This is a genomic window from Primorskyibacter flagellatus (assembly GCF_014638275.1).
Classification (GTDB): domain Bacteria; phylum Pseudomonadota; class Alphaproteobacteria; order Rhodobacterales; family Rhodobacteraceae; genus Pseudooceanicola; species Pseudooceanicola flagellatus_A.
In genome coordinates this window covers 523,943-543,980 of the sequence record NZ_BMFJ01000001.1, presented here as the reverse complement: position 1 = coordinate 543,980, position 20,038 = coordinate 523,943, and the positions used below count along the sequence as shown (strand labels likewise).

Genomic DNA, 20,038 nt, shown 5'->3' with positions numbered 1-20,038 from the left:
CTGCGCCCCCGGGCGCAGGCGGGGGCAGCGCCCCATCCCGCTTCAGAGCCAGCCGCGCCAGCGTGCGAACAGAACGAACAGTGTGAACAGCAACAGCAGGTTGAACGCCAGCGAGGCGAGCGCGCCCAGCACCCAGCCCTTGCGCCGGTCCTTCATGTCCACGCCCGAAACGCCCGCGATCAGGCGGTCGAAATCGCGATTGACCTGCTTCGCGTCGACCTGCTGCTGGAGCTTCGGGTTGCCCAGCATCTGCTCTGCCCCGACCAGCCGGGCCCCGGCCTTGCGCGCCCTGCGCGGCAGACGGCGGCCAGCGCGGCGCAACGCGGGTTCCAGCGCTTTCGGGTCGCCCCCGAACGCCTTTCGGAAGGCCAGCAGCGCCTCCGTCTTCCGTCTCTGAAAATCCGACTCGTCGATCAATTCCGTCTCCGTCATCAACCTGTTACGCCGGGACAGCGCCGCACTCAACCACGCTGGTCAATCCTCGCGGCGGCGATTACGGTCGCGCCATGCTGAACATGATCCGCCATGACGGCCCCGACGGCCCCCCGCCCCTCGTCATCGCGCACGGCCTCTTCGGATCCGCGCGCAACTGGGGCGTGATCGCCAAGCGTCTGTCGAAGGACCGCACCGTGATCGCGGTGGACATGCGCAACCACGGCGCCAGCCCCCGCATGGACAGCCAGAGCTATCACGATATGGCCGCCGACCTGTCCGAGGTCGTGCGGAGCCTTGGCAATGCCGACCTGCTCGGACACTCCATGGGCGGGAAATCTGCCATGGTCATGGCGCTGACCCGGCCCGAGGGTCTGCGCCGTCTGATCGTCGGGGACATTGCGCCGACCGCCTATACCCACACCCAGATCCACCAGATCGACGCGATGGAGGCGGTCGACCTTTCCGCGATCACCCGCCGGTCGGAGGCCGAGGCGATGCTGGCGGATCAGGGGGTGGAACCCGCGCTGCGGTCTTTCTTCACGCAGTCCCTCGACCTGACCGAAAAGCGGTGGAAACTGAACCTGTCCGTTCTTCGGCGGGAGATGCCGACAATCATCTCCTTCCCCGAAGTATCCGGGCGGTTCGACGGGCCGACCCTGTTCCTGACCGGCGCAGAGTCCACCTACGTCACGCCCGAGGACCGGCCGCGCATCAAGGCGCTGTTTCCGAAGGCGCGCTTTGCCAAGATCCCCGGGGCCGGTCACTGGCTGCACGCCGACAAGCCCCGCGAATTCGAAGCCGCCGTCGCCGCCTATCTCGCCGCGCCCGACCCGGTGTAACGGCGGACCTCAGAGCCCCGACTGACCCGGATCGCCGGTGCCACCGGTATCGCCGGGCTCTTCCGCCCCTTCCGACGGCGACTCCTGCTCCGCCCCGCCCTCGCTCATCGTCCAGATGTCATCCGCATCCGGCCGGTCCAGCGCGATCCGCGCATCGCGCTTTATCTCCAGCCGCTGGAGTTCCATGTCGATCATCCGCTCGATCTGGGCCACGGTCAGGTTGCCGCCCTCGATCGCCGCGATCACTCGCGCCAGCGATGCACGCAGGTCAGCCTCGGGGATACCGTCCAGATCGCCGCGCTCCTCGTAACGCGCCGCCGGGTCGTAGGGCGCCCCCTGCGAGGACACCACCGGCTCCGCCCGCGAAAACAGCCAGCGCGGCCCGGCCATGTAGACGGCGGCGAACAGCGTCTTGGCCTGCCGTTCGGGCGTGCCGCTGACGCGCAGCGCCTCGTAGAACATGCGGTGCGTCTCTTTCCACGGGCGCGTGTGGTAATAGGGCGTCCGCTCGTTCCCGATCCCGCAGTAACTGTCATGCAGTGCGCCCGCCTTGGCGAATTTCGGATCGGTCGGGGAGCCGAACATCGACAGGAACACCGGCGGGATCGAGGCCCCGTCGGTCAGGATCCCCTTCGGCGCCACCCAGTTGCGCCCCGCGGCGTCCACGAAGTTCAACGGTTCGGACAGCGGCCGGAACGGATACGGCCGGTTCGGCAGGGTGACGATCTGAGCCGCCAGTTGCAACGGAGCGTTCACGAAGGTGCAGAGCGCCCCGAGGTCGGAGGCACAGAAGGATGCCTCGCTCCGCGTCTCCGGCCCGGTGGTCGCGCAGGCGGAAAGCAGGGGCAGGACAAGCAGCGGAAGCAGGGCGGGTTTCAAAGGCTCTCTCGCAACAATCGAAAAGGGAATGGCAGAAGTCTTTCACGACCACCGTCCTGCCGCAAGCGTCACCCGCAATTGCCTGCGGTTTCGGCGGTCCTCCCCGTCGTTCGATGCCCGTTCGGAGGCTTTCCGCCGGTCCCCGCTCCGCCCCGCATTCCGGGCGGAACATCCACGCCCTGCCCTGCATTGATCCGGCATCCCCAACCTGAAGAGGCACACCATGCAACGCACCATGATCCTTCCCGTGACCCTGATGATGTCCGGCATCTACTTCTGGACCCGCCTGCTGACCGGCAAGACCTCCGACACCAGCGAAGACGCCTACACGGTCAACACCCGCGCCTACGACGCCCCGCCCCCGCCCGCGGCGGACACGTCGAGAACCCCCGTCTGATACCACAGCAGACCAGCAGGATGGGTGATGTCATCCATCCTGCCTCAGGCCGGAAGCCCCACGTAGGGTGGGCTTCCGGCCCACCAACCCACGTGATTTATTGAAAGTGCCCGCCCCGAGAACGGTCAAGTTCCGACAGACAGCCTTCAGCTGTCCATCTTCAGCGCAGAAATGAACGCTTCCTGCGGGATGTCGACCTTGCCGAACTGCCGCATCTTCTTCTTGCCGGCCTTCTGCTTGTCGAGGAGCTTGCGCTTCCGCGTCGCGTCCCCGCCATAGCACTTTGCCGTCACGTCCTTGCGCAGCGCCGCGAGGGTCTCGCGGGCGATGACCTTGCCGCCGATGGCCGCCTGGATCGGGATCTTGAACATGTGGCGGGGGATCAGTTCTTTCAGCTTCTCGCACATCGCCCGGCCCCGCATTTCGGCCCGGTCGCGGTGCACCATCATCGACAGCGCGTCGACCGGTTCGTCGTTCACCAGGATCGACATCTTGACCAGGTTGTCCTCCCGGTAGCCGATCATCTGGTAGTCAAAGCTGGCGTAGCCCTTCGTCACCGACTTCAGCCGGTCGTAGAAGTCGAAGACCACCTCGTTCAGCGGCAGATCGTAGACCACCATGGGGCGCGACCCGGCATAGGTCAGTTCGATCTGGATGCCGCGCCGGTCCTGGCACAGCTTCAGCACGTCGCCAAGGTATTCGTCCGGGACCAGGATCGTCGCCTTGATCCGCGGCTCCTCGATATGGTCCACATGGGTCAGGTCGGGCATGTCGGCGGGGTTGTGCAGGTCGATCCGCGTGCCGTCGCGCATGAAGACATGGTAGATCACCGAGGGGGCCGTGGTGATCAGTTCGATATCGTATTCCCGCTCAAGCCGGTCGCGCACGACCTCCAGATGCAAGAGGCCGAGGAACCCGCAGCGGAACCCGAAGCCAAGCGCGGCCGAGGTCTCCATCTCGTAGGAAAAGCTCGCGTCGTTCAGCGCCAGCTTCTCGATCGCGTCGCGCAGGTCCTCGAATTCCGCCGAATCCACCGGGAACAGCCCGCAGAACACCACCGGGATTGAGGGTTTGAACCCCGGCAGAGGCTTTTCCGCGCCCTTCTTCTCATGCGTGATCGTGTCACCGACCTTGGTGTCGCGCACCTGCTTGATCTGCGCCGTCAGAAACCCGATCTCCCCCGGTCCCAGTTCATCGACCGCCTGCATCGCCGGGCGGAACACGCCGATCCGGTCCACCGGGTAGCGCGCGCCGGTCTGCATCATGCGGATGTTGTCGCCCTTCTTCAGAACGCCGTCCATGATCCGCACCAGAACCACCACGCCGAGGTAGGCGTCATACCAGCTGTCCACCAGCATCGCCTTGAGCGGCGCGTCCCGATCGCCCTTCGGCGCGGGCAGCCGGTGAACGATGGCTTCCAGCGTTTCCTCGATCCCGATCCCGGACTTGGCCGACACCAGAAGCGCCTCGGAGGCGTCGATGCCGATCACGTCCTCGATCTGCTCTTTCACCCGTTCCGGTTCGGACGCGGGCAGGTCGATCTTGTTCAGCACCGGCACGATCTCGTGATCCGCGTCGATGGCCTGATAAACGTTGGCGAGCGTCTGCGCCTCCACGCCCTGCGTGGAATCAACCACCAGCAGCGACCCTTCCACCGCGCGCATGGACCGGCTGACCTCGTAGGCAAAGTCGACGTGGCCGGGCGTGTCGATCAGGTTCAGAACGTAGATCTCCCCGTTCTTCGCCTTGTAGTCGATGCGGACGGTGTTCGCCTTGATCGTGATGCCCCGCTCCCGCTCGATATCCATCGCGTCGAGCAGCTGCTCTTTCATCTCGCGCGCCGAAACGGTGTTCGTCGACTGGATGAGACGGTCGGCCAGGGTGGATTTCCCGTGGTCGATATGGGCAACGATGGAGAAGTTGCGGATATGTGCGAGATCGGTCATTTGCGCCAGATAGCAGAGGTTTCGGAGCCGTGGAAGATGGCATGATCCCGCCGCCCAGTTTGAATCGCAGGCCCCCCGGCCCATCTTCGCCGGGCAAGGAGGAACGCGATGAATATGGGCGCATGGATCGCTGTCGGGATCGGCATCGGCACCGCCTTCGGCGTCGCCATGGACAACATCGGTGCCGGGATCGCGGTAGGCGCCGGGATCGGCGCGGCGCTCGAGCTGGCGCTGAAAGATTACGGCGACGACGACCCGGACACATGACGCGGCCGGCTGCGCCCCGGACATCCGGCTGACGCGCTTGTGACCGCGCCGCATTGGCGCCCCGCAATTCCGCGCTACCTCCCCCGCAGGACATGACCCTGAGGGAGACCCGAATGCTGAACCGCCGCACCCTGCTGCTCACTGCCTCCGCCGCCACCGCCGGAGCGACCATGTTCCGTCCCTATGCCGCCATGGCCGAAAGCCACGCCATGGGCGATGCCTTCAAATCTGCGAACGGCGAGATCACGATCCACCCGGTTTCCCATGCCTCGTTCGTCATGACCACACCCGCCGGGACGATCTACAACGACCCTGTCGGCGGCGCGTCGCTTTACGAAGGCTTCCCCGCCCCTGATCTCATCCTCATCACCCACCATCACGGCGACCACTTCGACCCCGAAACTCTCGCGGCGATTGCCACGGATGACACCGCCCTGATCACCAACCCGACCGTCTTCGAAGCCCTGCCGGAGGAGCTGAAGGCCCGCACCCAGTCCCTTTCCAACGGCGACAACGCCGAGGCGTTCGGAACCACCATCCAGGCCCTGCCCGCCTACAACCTGACCGAAGACCGCCTGCAGTATCACCCGCAGGGCCGCGACAACGGCTATGTCTTCAGCGCGGACGGCCTGCGCGTCTACGTCGCCGGCGATACGGAGGACATTCCGGAAATGCGTGCCCTGACAGACATCGACATCGCTTTCGTGCCGATGAACCTGCCCTACACGATGGACGAGGACCAGGCGGCCAACGCCGTCACCGAATTCGCGCCCAAGGTTGTCTACCCCTACCACTACAAGGGCAGCGACCCTGAGAAGTTCGCCGCCCTCGTCGAGGACTCCCCCGCGAAGGTTGAGGTCCGCATGGGCCCTTGGTACGGCCAGGACGCCTGACACCATCCAGCATCGGCCCTGCCTGACACTCCGGCGGGGCCGACGCTTCGGCAAATCTCCGCCGCCAGCCGGATCGTGAAGGCGCCGATCTGTGGAAAAGTTGAAATTGATCTTCCGATTCGGCATAGTCCCGTCATGTCCGGCGCAGCAGGCGCCGTAACGCGAACAATCGGGCGGACAAACCGCCCTAAGGGACAAAGGCAGTCATCATGCGCTTTCCGCTTGCCGCGGCAGCCGCCGCGCTTTTTCTTTCCTCCGCCGCAGCCGAGGCCGGGCCGATCAGCCGCGCCTGCATGGCCTCGGACCGCAAGGCCAGTTCCACCCAGCTCTGTGGCTGCATCCAGCAGGTCGCCAACCGCACCCTGACTGGGTCGGACCAGCGGCTCGCCGCCAAGATCATGCGCAAGCCGCAGATGGCGCAGGACATCAAGATGTCGAAGTCCGGCACGCAGAAGGTCTTCTGGGAACGCTACAAGGCCTTCGGCGCCACCGCATCGCAAAGCTGCTCCTGACCACCCGTGCCACCGCAGGATGGGTGCGCCGCACCCATCTTCCGCGTCACGACGAGATCAGACCCCGCGCACAGCGCTCGATCAGGTCGAGCGCCCCGTCGAAGTCGCGCGTGTAGTAGGGATCCGGCACCGCCGTCTCGCCCGTCTCCACGAAATCCGTGAACAGCCGCACCGGCACCTCCGCCCCCTTGGGTCGCATCGCCTCGACGTCCCGGAGGTTCTGCCCGTCCATGCAGAGGATCAGGTCGAACCGCGCGAAATCATCAGCCGAAACCTGCCGCGCCCGAAGCCTGGACAGATCGTAGCCCCGCGCCCGTGCGGCCTCCTGCATCGGGGCGTATGGTGCCTCGCCCACATGCCAGCCGCCGGTCCCGCAGCTGTCGAGTTCCAGCGCCGGGGCCAACGCCCGCATTACGCCCTCCGCCGCCGGAGACCGGCAGATATTCCCGAGACAGACAAAGAGGATGCGACGCGGCGGTGCCATGCGCTACCCTTACCCCGAAGCGAACCGAGGGGGCAAACATGGACCGCATCGTCATCCTGACCGGCGCCGGCATCTCCGCCGAAAGCGGAATGGGCACCTATCGCGGTCCCGGCGGCCTCTGGGACAGCATGCGTATCGCCGATCTCGCCACACCCGAAGGCTATGCCCGCGATCCCGCCCGCGTGCACGAATTCTACAACATGCGCCGCCAGCGGTCGGCCACCGTCGCCCCGAACGCTGCGCACGAGGCCATCGCCCGACTGCAGCGCGACTACGGCGGAAAGGTCACGCTCATCACCCAGAATGTCGACGGCCTGCACGAGGCGGCGGGCTCCCCCTCTGTCATCCACATGCACGGCCGCCTCGCCGGGGCTCTTTGCACCGCCTGCGATCACAGATGGGACGCGCCGGACGAAATGTCGCCGGGTCACCCCTGCCCCGCCTGCGCGGCCCCGGAGGCCCGACCCGATGTCGTCTGGTTCGGCGAGATGCCCTACCACATGGAGGAGATCACCGCCGCCCTCGCCCGCTGCACCCTCTTCGCCGCCATCGGCACTTCTGGCCAGGTCTACCCGGCGGCGGGTTTCGTGCAGGAGGCCTTCCGCGCCGGGGCGCACACGGTGGAGATAAACCTCGAACCCTCCGCGGTCGTGTCGGACTTCGCCGAAACCCGGTTCGGCCGGGCAACACAAACCGTCCCGGCCTGGGTGGACGACGTGCTCGGCCGTTAGCCGCCCCCGGTCCGTCCCGCGTCAGTTCGAGTGCTTCATCTTGGAATGATCCATGGCCCGCTCCTGCCGCTCCAGGTCGACCGGAATCTCGACAGCAATCTCCCCGGCCTTCTCGAAGACCAGGATGACCGGCACGGTCCCGCCCTGCTCGAACGGACCGGCCAGGCCCATGAACATCACGTGATCTCCGCCCCGCGCCAGCAGGGCATGTCCGCCCGCGGGCACCGGAAAGCCACCCTCTACCTCCCGCATTTTCATGACACCGCCGTCCCCGGCGATATGGGTGTGCAGTTCCACCTTCTTCGCAGCGTCCGATCGGACGGCGACAAGCCGGTCATCCTCCGCCCCGGTGTTGACGATCTCCATGAAGGCCGCACCGGCCATCGCCGCAGGGCCGGAAGACCGGGCATAGGCATCATTGATGACGATCTCGGCCGAGGTGGCACCGGCGAGAGAAAAGACCGCACTGGCGAAGGTCAGGATTCGGATGAACATGGCGGCTCTCCTCAAGAGTGAATCGGTGGGTCGGCGAGTCCGGACAGGGAATCGGCAGGCACACCATAGGCGAGCCGGATCGGAAAACCACCGCGCGGCTTCCCCGGTTCGGCAGATGCCCTGCCCTCCCAACCGGACCCGCGCGTCCAGCCAGGGCCCTGCGCGGTCACGTCACCCGGGCCACAGCTCAGCGACATGGCCCAGGACCCGTCCGGCCACGACATCAAACGCAACGGCCCCGCCTTTCCACTGGAAGGCAGGGCCGCGAAAATCATTCTCGAAGAGATCAGGCGGAGGCCTGAGCCTTCGCGATTTCCTTCTTAACTTTCAGCGCGGTATCGGACAGCTCGCTGTCCTTCGCCTTGGCGAGGAACTTGTCCAGGCCGCCGCGGTGATCGACCGTGCGCAGGGCAGCGGCAGAGATCCGCAGCTTGATGTTCCGCCCCAGCACTTCCGAGCGCAGGGAGACATCGTTCAGGTTCGGCAGAAACCGGCGGCGGGTCTTGTTGTTGGCGTGGCTGACATTGTTGCCAGTCATCGGGCCTTTACCGGTCAGTTCGCAGCGGCGCGACATGGGTCACTCCTCGTCTCTTGTCGGGGCGAAGGGTCGCGCCCACTTTCGGAAAACAAACGGGCACCGCCAGAAGCCGTGCCCCGAATTCAGTCCGCGCCTGATACGCCCCTTCCCCCGCCGCGTCAAGACCCGCCCCGGCCCATTTTCCGCGCTCTGCCCCGAGTTCATCTTGCCTAAAATATCCCCGCCGGAGGCTCCCGTCCCCGTCGCATTCACCGCAGCCGGGTCAGCATCTCCTCCGCCGCCGCCGTTGCCGTGACCTCACCGGCAGCGACCGCATCGGCCAGCCGGGCCATTTCCTCCGCGACGCCGGGGCCGGACAGCCGGGCCAGCAGCCCCTGCCGCACGTCCTCGCGGAACCAGTAGCGCGCCTGTTCAGCCCGGCGCGCGTCGAAGTGCCCGGCCTCGCGCCGCCAGTCCGCCAGCGCCTGCATCTCGCCCCACGCCGCTTCCAGCCCGTCGCCCTCGTAGGCCGAGACGGTCATGGCCTTGGGAAACCCCTCCGGGTCCTGCGCCCGCTTGCGCAGCAGCCGCAGGGCCCCGGAATAATCCGCGCAGGTTCGCGTCGCCGCCGCCTTCAGATCGCCATCCGCCTTGTTCACCAGGATCATGTCCGCCATCTCCATGATCCCGCGCTTGACCCCCTGCAATTCATCCCCTCCTGCGGGCGCGAGCAGCAGCAGGAACAGATCCGTCATCTCCGCCACCATGGTCTCGGACTGGCCGACGCCGACCGTTTCCACCAGCACCACGTCGAACCCCGCCGCCTCACACAGGGCCACCGCCTCGCGCGACCGGCGCGCAACCCCGCCAAGCTGGGATTGCGCCGGAGAGGGGCGGATGTAGGCCTCAGGCGCGCGGCTCAGCTGCTCCATCCGTGTCTTGTCGCCCAGGATCGACCCGCCCGACCGGGCAGAGGAGGGATCGACCGCCAGCACCGCTACCCGCAGACCCGACCCGACCAGCATCATCCCGAAGGCTTCGATGAAGGTCGATTTGCCAACCCCCGGAGTGCCCGACAGCCCGATCCGCAGCGCCTGACGTCCGCGCCCGGCCAGCGCCTCCAGCAGCGCGACCGCCTGCGCCCGATGATCCGCGCGCCCCGATTCCACCAGCGTGATCGCGCGGGACAGGGACCGCCGGTCGCCCGAAGCGATCTTTTCCGCAAGGCTGTCGATATCCATTCCCGCTCCTGCTCTGGCCGACCCCGTGTATGCCCCGCCACCCGGGCACCGGCAACCCGTCTGGCATAAGCCCCCGCATTCGCCGATAAGACCGCATGATCCGCGACGCCCTGCCCATTGACGACGCCCTGCCCGCCCTGATCGCCGCCCTGCGGGACCGGGGCCGCGCCGTCCTGCAGGCCCCGCCCGGTGCGGGCAAGACCACGCGCGTGCCCCTCGCCATGCTTGACGCCGGGCTGACCGGGCAGCGGATCCTGATGCTCGAACCCCGCCGCCTTGCCGCCCGCGCCAGTGCCGACCGGATGGCGCAGAGCCTCGGGGAACAAACCGGACAGACCGTCGGCTATCGCATCCGCGGCGATTCCGCCGTGTCGAAGGCCACGCGGATCGAGGTCGTCACCGAAGGCATCCTGACCCGCATGATCCAGTCCGACCCGGACCTGCCCGACGTCGGCGCGGTGATCTTCGACGAATTCCACGAACGTTCCCTGAACGCCGACCTCGGCCTTGCCCTCTGCCTCGAAATCGCCGGGGCGCTGCGCGACGACCTGATCCTGCTGGTCATGTCCGCCACGCTGGACGCCGCGCCGGTCGCCGCGCTGATGGATGCCCCCGTTATCACCTCCGAAGGCCGCGCCTTTCCGGTCGACATCCGCCAACTTGACCGCCCCCTGCCGCGCCGCGCCCGGATCGAGGAAACAACCGCCGGTGCCGTCCTCTCCGCCCTGCCCGAAACGTCAGGCGGCGTGCTCGTCTTCCTACCCGGCGAGGGAGAGATCCGCCGGACCGAGGCTCTGCTGAAGCCCCGTTTGCCCGCGGACATCCAGCTCCACACACTCTTCGGCGCCATGCCCCTGACCGCACAGCGCGCCGCCATCCGCCCCGCCGAGACCGGCCGCAAAATCGTCCTCGCAACCTCCATCGCCGAAACCTCCCTGACGATCGAAGACATCCGCGTGGTGATCGACGCCGGCCGCGCCCGCCGGTCGCGCTTCGATCCCGGTTCCGGCATGTCGCGCCTTGTCACCGAACGCGTCAGCAAGGCCGAAGCGACGCAGCGCGCGGGCCGCGCGGGCCGTGTCGCCCCCGGCACCTGCTACCGCCTCTGGACGAAGGGAGAGGACGGTGCCCTGCCCGCCTTCGCCCCGCCCGAGATCGAGACGGCGGACCTTGCCCCCCTCGCCCTCGACCTCGCGCTCTGGGGCGCAGGGCCCGACACCGTGCCTCTGCTGACCCGGCCCAATCCCGGCACCTATGCGGAGGCGCAGGCGCTGCTCACCGACCTCGGCGCGCTCGATACCACCGGCATCACTGCGCATGGCCGGAAACTCGCCACCCTGCCGACCCACCCCCGTCTCGCCAATATGCTGGTGCGCGCGGGAAAACCCGCCGCAACCCTCGCCGCGCTGTTGGCCGAACGCGACCCGCTCCCCCGCTCCGCCCCGACCGACCTGTCGCTGCGGATTGAGGCCGTGGCCGACCCGAAGACCTTCGCCGACCGCCGCCCCTGGACCCCCGACCGCGCCGCAATCGCCCGCATTCGCGAAGAGGCCAAGCGCCTCGCCCGCCTCTCCCCTGACGCTCCGCCCATGCCCCTGCCGGAAATGGCTGCCCTCGCCTATCCCGACCGAATCGGCCAACGCCGCAAGGGCGATCAGCCGCGCTATGTTCTCTCCGGCGGCAAGGGCGCGGTCCTGCCCGAAGGCGACGCACTGGCACAGGCGGGCTTCCTCGTGACCACCGATCTCGACGGCGACCCGCGCGAGGCGAAGATCCGGCAGGCGATCCAGATCACCGCATCCGAAATCCGTGCCGCCTTCCCCGACCGCGTCCACTGGGCCAAAAGCTGCGAGTGGTCGAAACGCGACCGCCGCGTCATGACCCGTCAGCAGGAACGCATCGGCGCGGCGGTGCTCGACGACCGGACCTGGCCCGACGCCCCGCCCGATGCGGTAGCCCGCGCCATGTTAGACGGCGTGCGGGACCTCGGTCTGACCATATCCGAGGGCGCACGCCTCTTCCTCGCCCGCGCCCGGCTTGCCGGAAACGACGCGAACCTCCCCGACCATACCGAAGCGCACCTGATGGAGACGCTGGAGGACTGGCTCCTCCCCCATCTCACCGGTATCCGGGACGCAGGCCAGTGGCGCCGCTTCGACATCCTGCCCGCCCTGAAGGCGCGTCTGGACTGGGATCAGCAGCAGCGGCTCGACCGGCTCGCCCCGGCGCAGTTCACCACGCCTTTGGGGCGGCGGATCCCGATCGACTACGCCTCCGATCCGCCCGAGATTTCCCTGCGCATACAAGAGCTGTTCGGCCAGACCTCACACCCTTCGGTCGGCACCACACCGCTCAAGGTCACGCTGCTTTCCCCCGCCGGCCGCCCGATCCAGACCACGGCGGACATCCCCGGCTTCTGGAGCGGCTCCTACGCCGACGTCCGCAAGGACATGCGCGCGAAATACCCCCGCCACCCATGGCCCGAGGACCCGACACAGGCCGACCCGACGCTGAGGGCGAAACCGAGGGGGACCTGAGGCGCTGTCCGTGCCGACCGCGATCACGTCATCCCCGGGCCCGACACGGGGTTCTCATGCCAGGAAGATCCGCGTATCGAGCCCGAGGGTGACAGCCGGCAAACGGCGATCTCACACCCCGAGACACCACCGCATGACCGCCTTCTGCGCGTGCAGCCGGTTCTCCGCTTCGTCGAAGATGACCGACTGCGGCCCGTCCATGACCGAGGACGTCACCTCCTCCTCCCGGTGCGCGGGCAGGCAATGCATGAACAACGCCTCCGGTCCGGCAGCGTCCATCAGCGCGTCGTTCACCTGGTAGGCCCGCAGCAAATTGTGCCGCCGCTCGCGCGAGGATTGGGCGTCATGCATCGACACCCAGGTGTCCGCGATGACCAGATCGGCCTTGTCCACCCCGCGCCACGGATCGCGCTGGATCGTGACGTCGACACCGGCATCGCGCGCCATGTCCATGAACTCCCGATCCGGATCAAGCTGCTGCGGCCCGCAGAAGGTCAGGCCGAAATCGAACTGTTGCGCCGCGTGCAGCCATGATGCGAACACGTTGTTGCCGTCTCCCATCCAGACAACCTTTTTTCCGGCAATCGGGCCGCGATGTTCCTCGAAGGTCATAACGTCGGCCATGATCTGGCAGGGATGCGTCCGGTCGGTCAGCCCGTTGATCACAGGGACGGAGGCGAATTCCGCCATCTCCTGCACCACGGATTCATCGAAGGTCCGGATCATGATCATGTCGACATAGCGCGACAGCACCCGCGCCGTATCGGCGATCGTCTCGCCATGGCCAAGCTGCATGTCCTGACCGGACAGCACCATGGTCTCTCCGCCCATCTGGCGCACGCCGACATCGAAGGAGACACGCGTCCGGGTCGAGGGCTTTTCGAAGATCAGCGCCACCATGTGCCCGGCAAGCGGCCGGTCGTCGTCGGGCATGCCCTTGGGGCGCCCGGCGCGCGCATCCTTCATCGCGCGCGCATGGTCGATCATCTGCCGCAGGTCGGCCCGGTCAGTGGTGTGGATGTCCAGGAAATGTTTCATCTGTCACGTCTTTCGGAGGCGGGGTGAGGGGCGCTGCCCCTCGGCGCGTGCCGCGCCTCACCCCGGGATATTTCCGGCAAGGTGAAGCCGGATCAGGGCTTGGCGGCAATGTCCTTCGCGGTCGCGTCGAGGCGAGAGACGGCCTCGGCCAGTTCCTCGTCCGACAGGGTCAGCGCGGGCAGGATGCGCACCACGTTGTCGGCGGCGGGCACGGTGATCAGTTCGCGCGCATAACCGGCCTTCACGAAGTCCGCGGGGGCCATCTTCACTTTCAGACCAAGCATGAAGCCGGTGCCCCGCACTTCCTCGAAAACGTCCGGATTGTCGGCGACCAGCCCCTCCAGCTTCTGGCGAAAGGCCGATCCCTTGCGCCGCACCTCGTCAAGGAACCCCGGCTCCGTGATCGCCGTCACCACGGCGAGTCCGACGGCACAGCCAAGCGGGTTGCCGCCATAGGTCGACCCGTGGGTCCCCGCGACCATGCCGCTTGCCGCATCTTCCGTCGCCAGCACCGCGCCAAGCGGGAAGCCACCGCCGATGCCCTTGGCCACCAGCATCACGTCCGGCGTCACCCCGGCCCATTCATGCGCGAACAGCCGGCCCGAGCGGCCCATCCCGCACTGGATCTCGTCGAAGACCAGCAGCGTCCCGGTCTCGTCGCACAGCTTGCGGAGCGCCTTCAGCTGCTCGTCCGGCATCACGTTGATCCCGCCTTCACCCTGAATGGGTTCGATCAGGATCGCGGCGGTCTTGTCGGTGACGGCGGCCTTCAGCGCCTCCATATCCCCCCATTTCAGGTTGACGAAGCCGGGCAGCAGCGGCCCGAACCCTTTCACCATCTTCTCCGTCGGCGCGGCGGCAATGGCGGCGGCGGACCGGCCGTGGAACGCACCCGTGAAGGAGATGATCTCCACCCGGTCGGGCTGGCCCTTCTCGTACCAGTACTTGCGCACCATCTTCACCGCCAGCTCCGTCGCTTCGGTGCCCGAGTTGGTGAAGAACACCGTATCGGCAAAGGTGTTGTCGACCAGCTTGTCGGCCAGGGCCTGCTGCTGCGGGATCTCGTAAAGGTTCGACACGTGCCACAGCTTGTTCGCCTGATCGACCAGCGCGTTCACCACCACCGGGTTGGAATGGCCAAGCGCCGCCACGGCGATACCGGAACCGAGGTCGAGGAAACGGCGTCCGTCCTCCTCGATCAGCCAGGAGCCTTCGCCCTTCACGAAGTGAAGCGGCGCACGGGAATAGGTCGGCAGAACGGACGGGATCATCGCGTCATCCTCTGGTTGGAAGGCCCCGAGGAAGCATGACCATCGGGGCGGTGTCAATATTTGGGGGGGTGATGCGCCCATGGGCGCGGACAGGCAAGCGGGACGTCAGGCGCGGGTGCGTCGGCGTCGGATCGGCAGGAAGAGAGCTCGCGTCGTCATGGCGCCCTCATACCGCGGCCGCTGCCCCGAGGGAAGGGAAATCGCGCCCGCCCTTCTTTGGTTTCGCAAAATATCCTGGGGTGAGGCCGCAGGCCGAGGGGCAAGGCCCCTCCGGCGCTACTCCGACGCGGGCGCCGCGCCGTCTTCGCGCGGAAGCGCGCCGTTCTGCCAGACGCCCGTCTCCTCCTCGCCCGAGGCGTATTTCATCGTGCCCTGTCCCTGTCGCCGCCCGGCTTCGAAGAAGCCCTCGTAGACGTCGCCGTTGGCATAGGTCGCTGTCCCCTGGCCGGTGATCTCTCCCGCCTTCCAGCCGCCGGTATAGGTGAACCCGTCCGCCATGGTGATCGTGCCCTGGCCCTCGCGCTCTCCGGCGACGAAATCGCCCTCATAGACCGTGCCGTCGGGATAGGTCGCGCGGCCCTTGCCCTCGCGCTCGCCACCGACCCAGGCCCCTTCGTAGCGATAGCCGTCCGGATAGGTCATCACGCCCTGCCCCTCGTTCTTCGCATTCACGAAGTCGCCCTCGTAGGTCAACCCGTTCGGATAGGTCGCCAGCCCGCGCCCGTCGATGACGCCGTCCTTCCACTGGCCCTCGTAGGTCGCGCCGTCCGGATAGGTGATCTTGCCGATGCCATTGGCGAGGTCATCGCGGAACTCTCCCTCGTAGACAGAGCCGTCGGGATAGGTCACGCGGCCCGTGCCCTCGATCTTCCCGTTCACCCAGCTCCCGGCGTAGACGTAGCCGTCCGCCCCGGTGAAACGTCCCTGTCCGTTGCGCATGTCATTCGCGAAATCGCCCTCGTAGACATCGCCGTTGGCATAGGTGACCTTGCCCTTGCCCTCGCGCTTGCCCTCGACCAGCGCGCCCTCGTAGACGTCGCCGTTGCCCTGTGTCAGCTTGCCGATGCCGTCGATCTGGCCGTTCTTCCAGGTGCCTTCATAGATCAGCCCGTCCGGCATGGTCAGAACGCCCTGCCCCTCACGCGCACCGCGCACGATCTCTCCCTCGTAGACCGCGCCGTCGGGGTAGGAGATCTTGCCGACACCCTCTTTCACCCCGTTGACCCAGTCGCCGTCATAGACGTACCCGCCCGGCGCCGTCATCACCCCCTTGCCGTCATGCATGGCGTTGGTGAACTGCCCCTCGTAACGCGTCCCGTTGGCGTAGGAGGCGACGCCGGTGCCGTTGATCTTGCCCTCTTCCCAGGTGCCCTCGTAGGTGCCACCGTCGGAAAAGGTGATCTTGCCCTGACCGTGCGGCTTTCCCTTGGCGAACGCGCCCTCGTAGACCGATCCGTTGGGAAACTTCGCCCGGCCCTGTCCGCGGATCTCACCCTCGAACCAGTCGCCGGTGTATTCGTAGCCGTTCGGCAGGGTGTAGGTGCCTGTGCCGTGCTGCAGCCCGTCCTTGAAGGTGCCCTCGTAGACGCCGCCATCCTCGTACTGCTTGGTCTGCACCTCGGCGCTCTGCGCGAAAACCGGCAGCGCCGGACCGGCGGCCAGCACCGTGCCGAGAAGGATGAGGCTGAGGGTCTTGCGCGTCATGGAATTCTGCTCTCCCGTCCGCCGGCCCGCCGGGGGGCCGGAACGGGTCAAAACCTAGACGCCAGCCCGATGCCCCGCAATGCCTTTTGCCCAAATCGCCTTTCCCTCACGAACACGTGCCGGTAATCAGACGGCAGGCGACAGACCGAAAGGCCCGAGATGACCGAGAGATTCCGCATCACGCTTGCCCAGTTGAACCCGACCGTGGGGGATATTGCCGGCAACGCCGCCAAGGCGCGTGCCGCATGGGAACAGGGCCGCGAGGCCGGCGCGGACATGGTCGCCCTGCCCGAGATGTTCATCACCGGCTACCAGACCCAGGATCTGATCGAGAAACCCGTCTTCCATCAAGCCGCCATCGCCGCCATCGAAGACCTGGCGAAGGACTGTGCCGAAGGCCCGACGCTCGCCATCGGCGGCCCGGCGCTGGAGGGCGCGGGGCTCTTCAATGCCTATTACATCCTGACCAAGGGGCGCATCGTATCGCGCGTTCTCAAGCACGACCTGCCGAACGAGACGGTGTTCGACGAGGTACGGCTCTACGATTCCGGTCCGCTCGGCGGCCCCTATTCCGTCGGCAACACCCGCATCGGATCCCCGATCTGCGAGGATGCCTGGCACCCTGAGGTCCCCGAGACCCTTGCCGAGACCGGGGCCGAATTCCTGCTGGTGCCGAACGGGTCGCCCTATTACCGCGGCAAGCTCGACACCCGGCTCAACCAGATGGTCGCGCGGGTCGTGGAAACCGGCCTGCCGCTGATCTACCTCAACATGGTCGGGGGCCAGGACGATCAGGTCTTCGACGGCGCCACCTTCGGCCTCAATCCGGGCGGAGACCTCGCCTTCATCCTCCCCCCCTTCGACGAGGAGATCGCCCATATCGATCTGGCCCGCACGTCCGAGGGCTGGCGGATCGAGCAGGGCGAAAAGGCCCCACAGCCCGACCAGTGGGAACAGGACTACCGCGCGATGGTCCAGTCCCTGCGCGACTACTGCGGCAAGACCGGGTTCAGGAAAGTGCTGCTCGGCCTCTCGGGCGGGATCGACTCGGCCATCGTCGCCACCATCGCCGCCGACGCGCTTGGCCCGGAGAACGTGCGCTGCGTGATGCTACCGTCGGAATATACCTCCGAACATTCGCTGGAAGACGCCAAGGCCTGCGCGGAGGCACTCGGCTGCCGTTACGACTTCGTCCCGATCTCCGGCCCCCGCGCTGCGGTGACCGAAACGCTCGCCCCCCTCTTCGAAGGCACGAAGCCCGACCTGACGGAGGAAAACATCCAGTCCCGCCTGCGTGGCCTGCTGCTGATGGCGCTGTCCAACAAGTTCGGCGAGATGCTGCTCACCACCGGCAACAAGTCCGAGGTCGCGGTCGGCTACGCCACGATCTACGGCGACATGGCGGGCGGCTACAACCCGATCAAGGACCTCTACAAGACCCGCGTCTTCGAACAATGCCGCTGGCGCAACGCCAACCACCGCGACTGGATGATGGGCCCGCCCGGAGAGGTCATCCCCGAGCGGATCATCACCAAACCGCCCTCGGCCGAACTGCGCGAAGACCAGAAGGACAGCGATTCCCTGCCCGACTACCCGGTGCTCGACGCGATCCTCAACATCCTCGTCGACCTCGACGGGTCGGTGTCGGACTGCGTCGCGGCCGGCTTTTCGCGCGAGGATGCGAAGAAGGTTGAGCGTCTGATTTACCTCAGCGAATACAAGCGCTTCCAGTCCGCGCCCGGCACAAGGCTCACCAAGCGCGCCTTCTGGCTGGACCGCCGTTACCCGATCGTCAACCGCTGGCGCGACGAGGGGTAACAGCGATTGAGCTATGCCCGCTGTCCCGGAACAAGCCGCCCTCCGGGCGGCGCCGGGGCAGAGCGGCGGGCCGTCCCGCGGCCTGCCGCTTCGTCACCGCAAGCGCCACGTGTTGAGCGGCTCACCGTCGTCAAGATAAGTCGAGACGGGCAACCCTCGAAGCGGCAGTCCCTGGCCCGCCCCTCTGCCCCGGTCCGCGTCGTTGCGACCTTTCTTGCGAATGACGTCGCCCACTTGCTCCGCTAATCTCATGCCATGCCAAGACTTCTGATCGTCTATCACTCCCTCACCTCCGGCACGCGCCAGATGGCCGAAGCGGCCCACTCTGCAGCGCGGGAGGAGACCGAGACCACCCTTCTCCGTGCCGCCAAGGCCGGTCCCGACGACCTCCTGTCCCACGACGGCTACCTCTTCGCCGCGCCCGAAAACCTCGCCGCCATCGCCGGGGTGATGAAGGATTTCTTCGATCGCAGCTACTACCCGGTCCTCGGCCGGATCGAGGGCCGCCCCTATGCGCAGATGGTCTGCGCCGGCACGGACGGCGAAAACGCAGCCCGTCAGACCGCGCGCATTGCCACCGGCTGGCGCCTCCGCGAGGTCCAGCCTCCGCTTATCGTCTGCACTCACGCCCAGACACCGGAGGCGATCCTCGCGCCCAAGACGATCCCGGAGGACGACCTCACCCGCTGCCGCGACCTCGGCGCAGCACTGGCCGCCGGGCTCGCCATGGGGGCCTTCTGAAAGATCAGGACCGGCGTCCCGGCTTGCCGCCGCACCCCTGCAAGGCCGGCCTCAGCGATTGCGACCCGTGCCGGAGCGGCCGCGACCTACTCCCACCACCGGTCAATCGTGGCGATATCTTCGTCCGACCAGCCGAAATGATGCGCGAACTCATGCACGGTGACATGGGCAATCAGGTCGTCCAGCGCCACGTCCCCACGGTCCCGCCACTCAGCAAGGATCGGCTTCCGGAACAGCCAGACGGCATCCCCCGGATGCGGTCCGTCCCAGACGCTCTTCTCGGTAAGCGGAATACCGTCGTAGAGCCCCGTCAGCTCCAGCGGATCGTCGATCCCGAGATCGTCCAGCATCCAGGGCTCCGGCAATTCCGCCACGCAGAGCCGGACCAGCCGCGCCGGTTCCCGGATCCGCTCCGGGAAGCCCTCCACCACGCGACGCATCACGGCTTCGAAATGGGCAGAACCAGGGGCCGCACGGCCGGAATCAGGGGGCAGAGTCATGCGTCCGATATGGCCCCGCTCCGGGTGGAAGCAAAGGGGGCGCAAGCGAGGGATCAGATCGACAGCCGCGCTCCGATCCGATCATTCACCAGCCCCGCAACCCTGAGCACCCGCGCGTCCGAAACGCGCCCGGCCCGCTGATCGGCCCACATCTCATCCACCGCGTCGAGAAGGACATCGTCCCGCGCGGCGCGGGCGATTCCGTGCAGGAACTGCGCCACGTAGCCGACGGTCGGGGCATCGGCACCGGAGCCAAGCGTATCGGCCGCCGCCGCCATATCGTCGCGATAAGCCATCGCATCCGGTCGCACCTCGCTCGTATCGGCCACCCGCGGGCCAGCGGGGCAACGGTCAGGCGGCAGGTGGCGGAGGATTTCCGATTGGAACGCCGCAAGACTGCGCAGCGGCTTGGACAGGAACCCGTCCGCCCCCGCCGCCATCGACGCCTCAGCCGCCCCCTCGTCGCCCGAACAGGCCAGCAGCACGTCGACGCGGGGCGTCGCGCGCACCATTTCCGCGATCAGGTCCAGCCCGGACCCGTCCGGCAGCCCGACATCGACCACCATCGCCGTCGGGCGATAGACCTGCAGATGCCGCCGCGCCGAGGCCAGGCAGTCCGCCCGCCGGATCCGTGCACCCGATCGCACGCACATCAGACGCATCGCCTCGCTGGCATAGCGACTGTCCTCCACAACCAGAATCGTCATGCCGAGAAGGGGCCGCGCCGTGGTCGGAACATGGTCCCGCAAAAGGGGTTCTTGGTCGTCCATTCCACTCTCCTACAGGTTGTTTG

Annotated in this window: 21 protein-coding genes; 9 read left to right on the top strand and 12 right to left on the bottom strand. The window is 67.0% G+C overall.

Annotated features, from left to right (window positions below; translation table 11 throughout):
* Positions 1-42: 42 nt before the first annotated feature.
* Positions 43-417, bottom strand: coding sequence for a hypothetical protein (locus tag IEV87_RS02705; RefSeq protein WP_188476089.1), 375 nt, complete (start codon positions 415-417; stop codon positions 43-45).
* A gap of 89 nt (positions 418-506) precedes the next feature.
* Here IEV87_RS02705 and IEV87_RS02700 point away from each other — a divergent pair, with 89 nt between their 5' ends.
* Complete coding sequence (locus IEV87_RS02700; RefSeq protein WP_188476088.1) at positions 507-1,274, top strand: alpha/beta fold hydrolase; 768 nt, start codon at positions 507-509, stop codon at positions 1,272-1,274.
* A gap of 9 nt (positions 1,275-1,283) precedes the next feature.
* Here the strand turns inward: IEV87_RS02700 and IEV87_RS02695 are convergent, their stop codons facing one another.
* A complete protein-coding gene (locus IEV87_RS02695) occupies positions 1,284-2,153 on the bottom strand; it encodes a DUF1353 domain-containing protein (RefSeq protein WP_188476087.1) in 870 nt (289 codons plus the stop codon).
* 223 nt (positions 2,154-2,376) lie between these two features.
* Between IEV87_RS02695 and IEV87_RS02690 the strand changes: the two genes are divergently transcribed.
* Positions 2,377-2,550, top strand: a complete 174-nt coding sequence (locus IEV87_RS02690) for a hypothetical protein (RefSeq protein ID WP_188476086.1) — start codon at positions 2,377-2,379, stop codon at positions 2,548-2,550.
* Between the two features lie 146 nt (positions 2,551-2,696).
* Here IEV87_RS02690 and lepA read toward each other — a convergent pair whose 3' ends face one another.
* Positions 2,697-4,496 (bottom strand): translation elongation factor 4, encoded by a 1,800-nt coding sequence (gene lepA / locus IEV87_RS02685; protein WP_188476085.1) that lies wholly within the window; start codon positions 4,494-4,496, stop codon positions 2,697-2,699.
* Positions 4,497-4,604: 108 nt separating this feature from the next.
* Between lepA and IEV87_RS02680 the strand changes: the two genes are divergently transcribed.
* The 3 genes from IEV87_RS02680 to IEV87_RS02670 all read left to right on the top strand — a co-directional run bounded on the left by IEV87_RS02680 (position 4,605) and on the right by IEV87_RS02670 (position 6,168).
* On the top strand, positions 4,605-4,763 hold the full coding sequence (locus IEV87_RS02680; RefSeq protein WP_188476084.1) for a hypothetical protein: 159 nt from the start codon (positions 4,605-4,607) through the stop codon (positions 4,761-4,763).
* 113 nt (positions 4,764-4,876) lie between these two features.
* Positions 4,877-5,656 carry an MBL fold metallo-hydrolase gene (locus tag IEV87_RS02675; protein ID WP_188476083.1) on the top strand — a complete coding sequence of 260 codons (780 nt, stop codon included), beginning with the start codon at positions 4,877-4,879 and terminating at the stop codon, positions 5,654-5,656.
* A gap of 209 nt (positions 5,657-5,865) precedes the next feature.
* Positions 5,866-6,168 carry a hypothetical protein gene (locus tag IEV87_RS02670; protein ID WP_188476082.1) on the top strand — a complete coding sequence of 101 codons (303 nt, stop codon included), beginning with the start codon at positions 5,866-5,868 and terminating at the stop codon, positions 6,166-6,168.
* Positions 6,169-6,214: 46 nt separating this feature from the next.
* On the opposite strand, the gene IEV87_RS02665 is transcribed toward IEV87_RS02670, so the two are convergent.
* A complete protein-coding gene (locus IEV87_RS02665) occupies positions 6,215-6,652 on the bottom strand; it encodes a low molecular weight protein-tyrosine-phosphatase (RefSeq protein ID WP_188476081.1) in 438 nt (145 codons plus the stop codon).
* A gap of 38 nt (positions 6,653-6,690) precedes the next feature.
* Here IEV87_RS02665 and IEV87_RS02660 point away from each other — a divergent pair, with 38 nt between their 5' ends.
* Positions 6,691-7,383, top strand: a complete 693-nt coding sequence (locus IEV87_RS02660) for an NAD-dependent deacylase (RefSeq protein ID WP_188476080.1) — start codon at positions 6,691-6,693, stop codon at positions 7,381-7,383.
* A 21-nt stretch (positions 7,384-7,404) separates the two neighbouring features.
* On the opposite strand, the gene IEV87_RS02655 is transcribed toward IEV87_RS02660, so the two are convergent.
* The 3 genes from IEV87_RS02655 to meaB form a co-directional block, all read right to left on the bottom strand.
* Positions 7,405-7,878, bottom strand: a complete 474-nt coding sequence (locus tag IEV87_RS02655) for a copper chaperone PCu(A)C (protein WP_188476079.1) — start codon at positions 7,876-7,878, stop codon at positions 7,405-7,407.
* 286 nt (positions 7,879-8,164) lie between these two features.
* Positions 8,165-8,452, bottom strand: coding sequence for a 50S ribosomal protein L28 (gene rpmB / locus IEV87_RS02650; protein ID WP_188476078.1), 288 nt, complete (start codon positions 8,450-8,452; stop codon positions 8,165-8,167).
* A 212-nt stretch (positions 8,453-8,664) separates the two neighbouring features.
* A complete protein-coding gene (gene meaB, locus IEV87_RS02645) occupies positions 8,665-9,636 on the bottom strand; it encodes a methylmalonyl Co-A mutase-associated GTPase MeaB (protein WP_188476077.1) in 972 nt (323 codons plus the stop codon).
* A 95-nt stretch (positions 9,637-9,731) separates the two neighbouring features.
* Between meaB and hrpB the strand changes: the two genes are divergently transcribed.
* Positions 9,732-12,173 (top strand): ATP-dependent helicase HrpB, encoded by a 2,442-nt coding sequence (gene hrpB, locus IEV87_RS02640; RefSeq protein WP_188476076.1) that lies wholly within the window; start codon positions 9,732-9,734, stop codon positions 12,171-12,173.
* Between the two features lie 111 nt (positions 12,174-12,284).
* Here hrpB and argF read toward each other — a convergent pair whose 3' ends face one another.
* The 3 genes from argF to IEV87_RS02625 form a co-directional block, all read right to left on the bottom strand.
* Entirely contained in the window at positions 12,285-13,211 is a 927-nt protein-coding gene (argF, locus tag IEV87_RS02635) for an ornithine carbamoyltransferase (protein ID WP_188476075.1), read from the bottom strand.
* A 92-nt stretch (positions 13,212-13,303) separates the two neighbouring features.
* Positions 13,304-14,482, bottom strand: a complete 1,179-nt coding sequence (locus tag IEV87_RS02630; RefSeq protein ID WP_188476074.1) for an aspartate aminotransferase family protein — start codon at positions 14,480-14,482, stop codon at positions 13,304-13,306.
* Positions 14,483-14,758: 276 nt separating this feature from the next.
* The gene (locus IEV87_RS02625) at positions 14,759-16,186 is read right to left on the bottom strand and encodes an MORN repeat-containing protein (protein ID WP_188476073.1); all 1,428 of its coding nucleotides are present in this window, start codon (positions 16,184-16,186) and stop codon (positions 14,759-14,761) included.
* A 159-nt stretch (positions 16,187-16,345) separates the two neighbouring features.
* On the opposite strand from IEV87_RS02625, the gene IEV87_RS02620 reads away from it, so the two are divergent.
* Complete coding sequence (locus IEV87_RS02620; RefSeq protein WP_188476072.1) at positions 16,346-18,004, top strand: NAD+ synthase; 1,659 nt, start codon at positions 16,346-16,348, stop codon at positions 18,002-18,004.
* A 255-nt stretch (positions 18,005-18,259) separates the two neighbouring features.
* Positions 18,260-18,745 carry a flavodoxin family protein gene (locus IEV87_RS02615; RefSeq protein ID WP_188476071.1) on the top strand — a complete coding sequence of 162 codons (486 nt, stop codon included), beginning with the start codon at positions 18,260-18,262 and terminating at the stop codon, positions 18,743-18,745.
* Positions 18,746-18,831: 86 nt separating this feature from the next.
* On the opposite strand, the gene IEV87_RS02610 is transcribed toward IEV87_RS02615, so the two are convergent.
* Both IEV87_RS02610 and IEV87_RS02605 read right to left on the bottom strand, forming a co-directional pair.
* Positions 18,832-19,245, bottom strand: coding sequence for a metallopeptidase family protein (locus IEV87_RS02610; RefSeq protein WP_188476070.1), 414 nt, complete (start codon positions 19,243-19,245; stop codon positions 18,832-18,834).
* Between the two features lie 53 nt (positions 19,246-19,298).
* Positions 19,299-20,015, bottom strand: a complete 717-nt coding sequence (locus IEV87_RS02605) for a response regulator (RefSeq protein ID WP_188476069.1) — start codon at positions 20,013-20,015, stop codon at positions 19,299-19,301.
* Positions 20,016-20,038: the final 23 nt, after the last annotated feature.

What these genes read in the sequence shown, in the direction of transcription:
- IEV87_RS02700 (WP_188476088.1), top strand. Translation starts at nt 507, where the DNA reads ATGCTGAACATGATCCGCCATGACGGCCCCGACGGCCCCCCGCCCCTC.
- IEV87_RS02690 (WP_188476086.1), top strand. Translation starts at nt 2,377, where the DNA reads ATGCAACGCACCATGATCCTTCCCGTGACCCTGATGATGTCCGGCATC.
- lepA (WP_188476085.1), bottom strand. Translation starts at nt 4,496, where the DNA reads ATGACCGATCTCGCACATATCCGCAACTTCTCCATCGTTGCCCATATC.
- IEV87_RS02680 (WP_188476084.1), top strand. Translation starts at nt 4,605, where the DNA reads ATGAATATGGGCGCATGGATCGCTGTCGGGATCGGCATCGGCACCGCC.
- IEV87_RS02675 (WP_188476083.1), top strand. Translation starts at nt 4,877, where the DNA reads ATGCTGAACCGCCGCACCCTGCTGCTCACTGCCTCCGCCGCCACCGCC.
- IEV87_RS02670 (WP_188476082.1), top strand. Translation starts at nt 5,866, where the DNA reads ATGCGCTTTCCGCTTGCCGCGGCAGCCGCCGCGCTTTTTCTTTCCTCC.
- IEV87_RS02665 (WP_188476081.1), bottom strand. Translation starts at nt 6,652, where the DNA reads ATGGCACCGCCGCGTCGCATCCTCTTTGTCTGTCTCGGGAATATCTGC.
- IEV87_RS02660 (WP_188476080.1), top strand. Translation starts at nt 6,691, where the DNA reads ATGGACCGCATCGTCATCCTGACCGGCGCCGGCATCTCCGCCGAAAGC.
- IEV87_RS02655 (WP_188476079.1), bottom strand. Translation starts at nt 7,878, where the DNA reads ATGTTCATCCGAATCCTGACCTTCGCCAGTGCGGTCTTTTCTCTCGCC.
- rpmB (WP_188476078.1), bottom strand. Translation starts at nt 8,452, where the DNA reads ATGTCGCGCCGCTGCGAACTGACCGGTAAAGGCCCGATGACTGGCAAC.
- meaB (WP_188476077.1), bottom strand. Translation starts at nt 9,636, where the DNA reads ATGGATATCGACAGCCTTGCGGAAAAGATCGCTTCGGGCGACCGGCGG.
- hrpB (WP_188476076.1), top strand. Translation starts at nt 9,732, where the DNA reads ATGATCCGCGACGCCCTGCCCATTGACGACGCCCTGCCCGCCCTGATC.
- argF (WP_188476075.1), bottom strand. Translation starts at nt 13,211, where the DNA reads ATGAAACATTTCCTGGACATCCACACCACTGACCGGGCCGACCTGCGG.
- IEV87_RS02630 (WP_188476074.1), bottom strand. Translation starts at nt 14,482, where the DNA reads ATGATCCCGTCCGTTCTGCCGACCTATTCCCGTGCGCCGCTTCACTTC.
- IEV87_RS02625 (WP_188476073.1), bottom strand. Translation starts at nt 16,186, where the DNA reads ATGACGCGCAAGACCCTCAGCCTCATCCTTCTCGGCACGGTGCTGGCC.
- IEV87_RS02620 (WP_188476072.1), top strand. Translation starts at nt 16,346, where the DNA reads ATGACCGAGAGATTCCGCATCACGCTTGCCCAGTTGAACCCGACCGTG.
- IEV87_RS02615 (WP_188476071.1), top strand. Translation starts at nt 18,260, where the DNA reads ATGCCAAGACTTCTGATCGTCTATCACTCCCTCACCTCCGGCACGCGC.
- IEV87_RS02610 (WP_188476070.1), bottom strand. Translation starts at nt 19,245, where the DNA reads ATGACTCTGCCCCCTGATTCCGGCCGTGCGGCCCCTGGTTCTGCCCAT.
- IEV87_RS02605 (WP_188476069.1), bottom strand. Translation starts at nt 20,015, where the DNA reads ATGGACGACCAAGAACCCCTTTTGCGGGACCATGTTCCGACCACGGCG.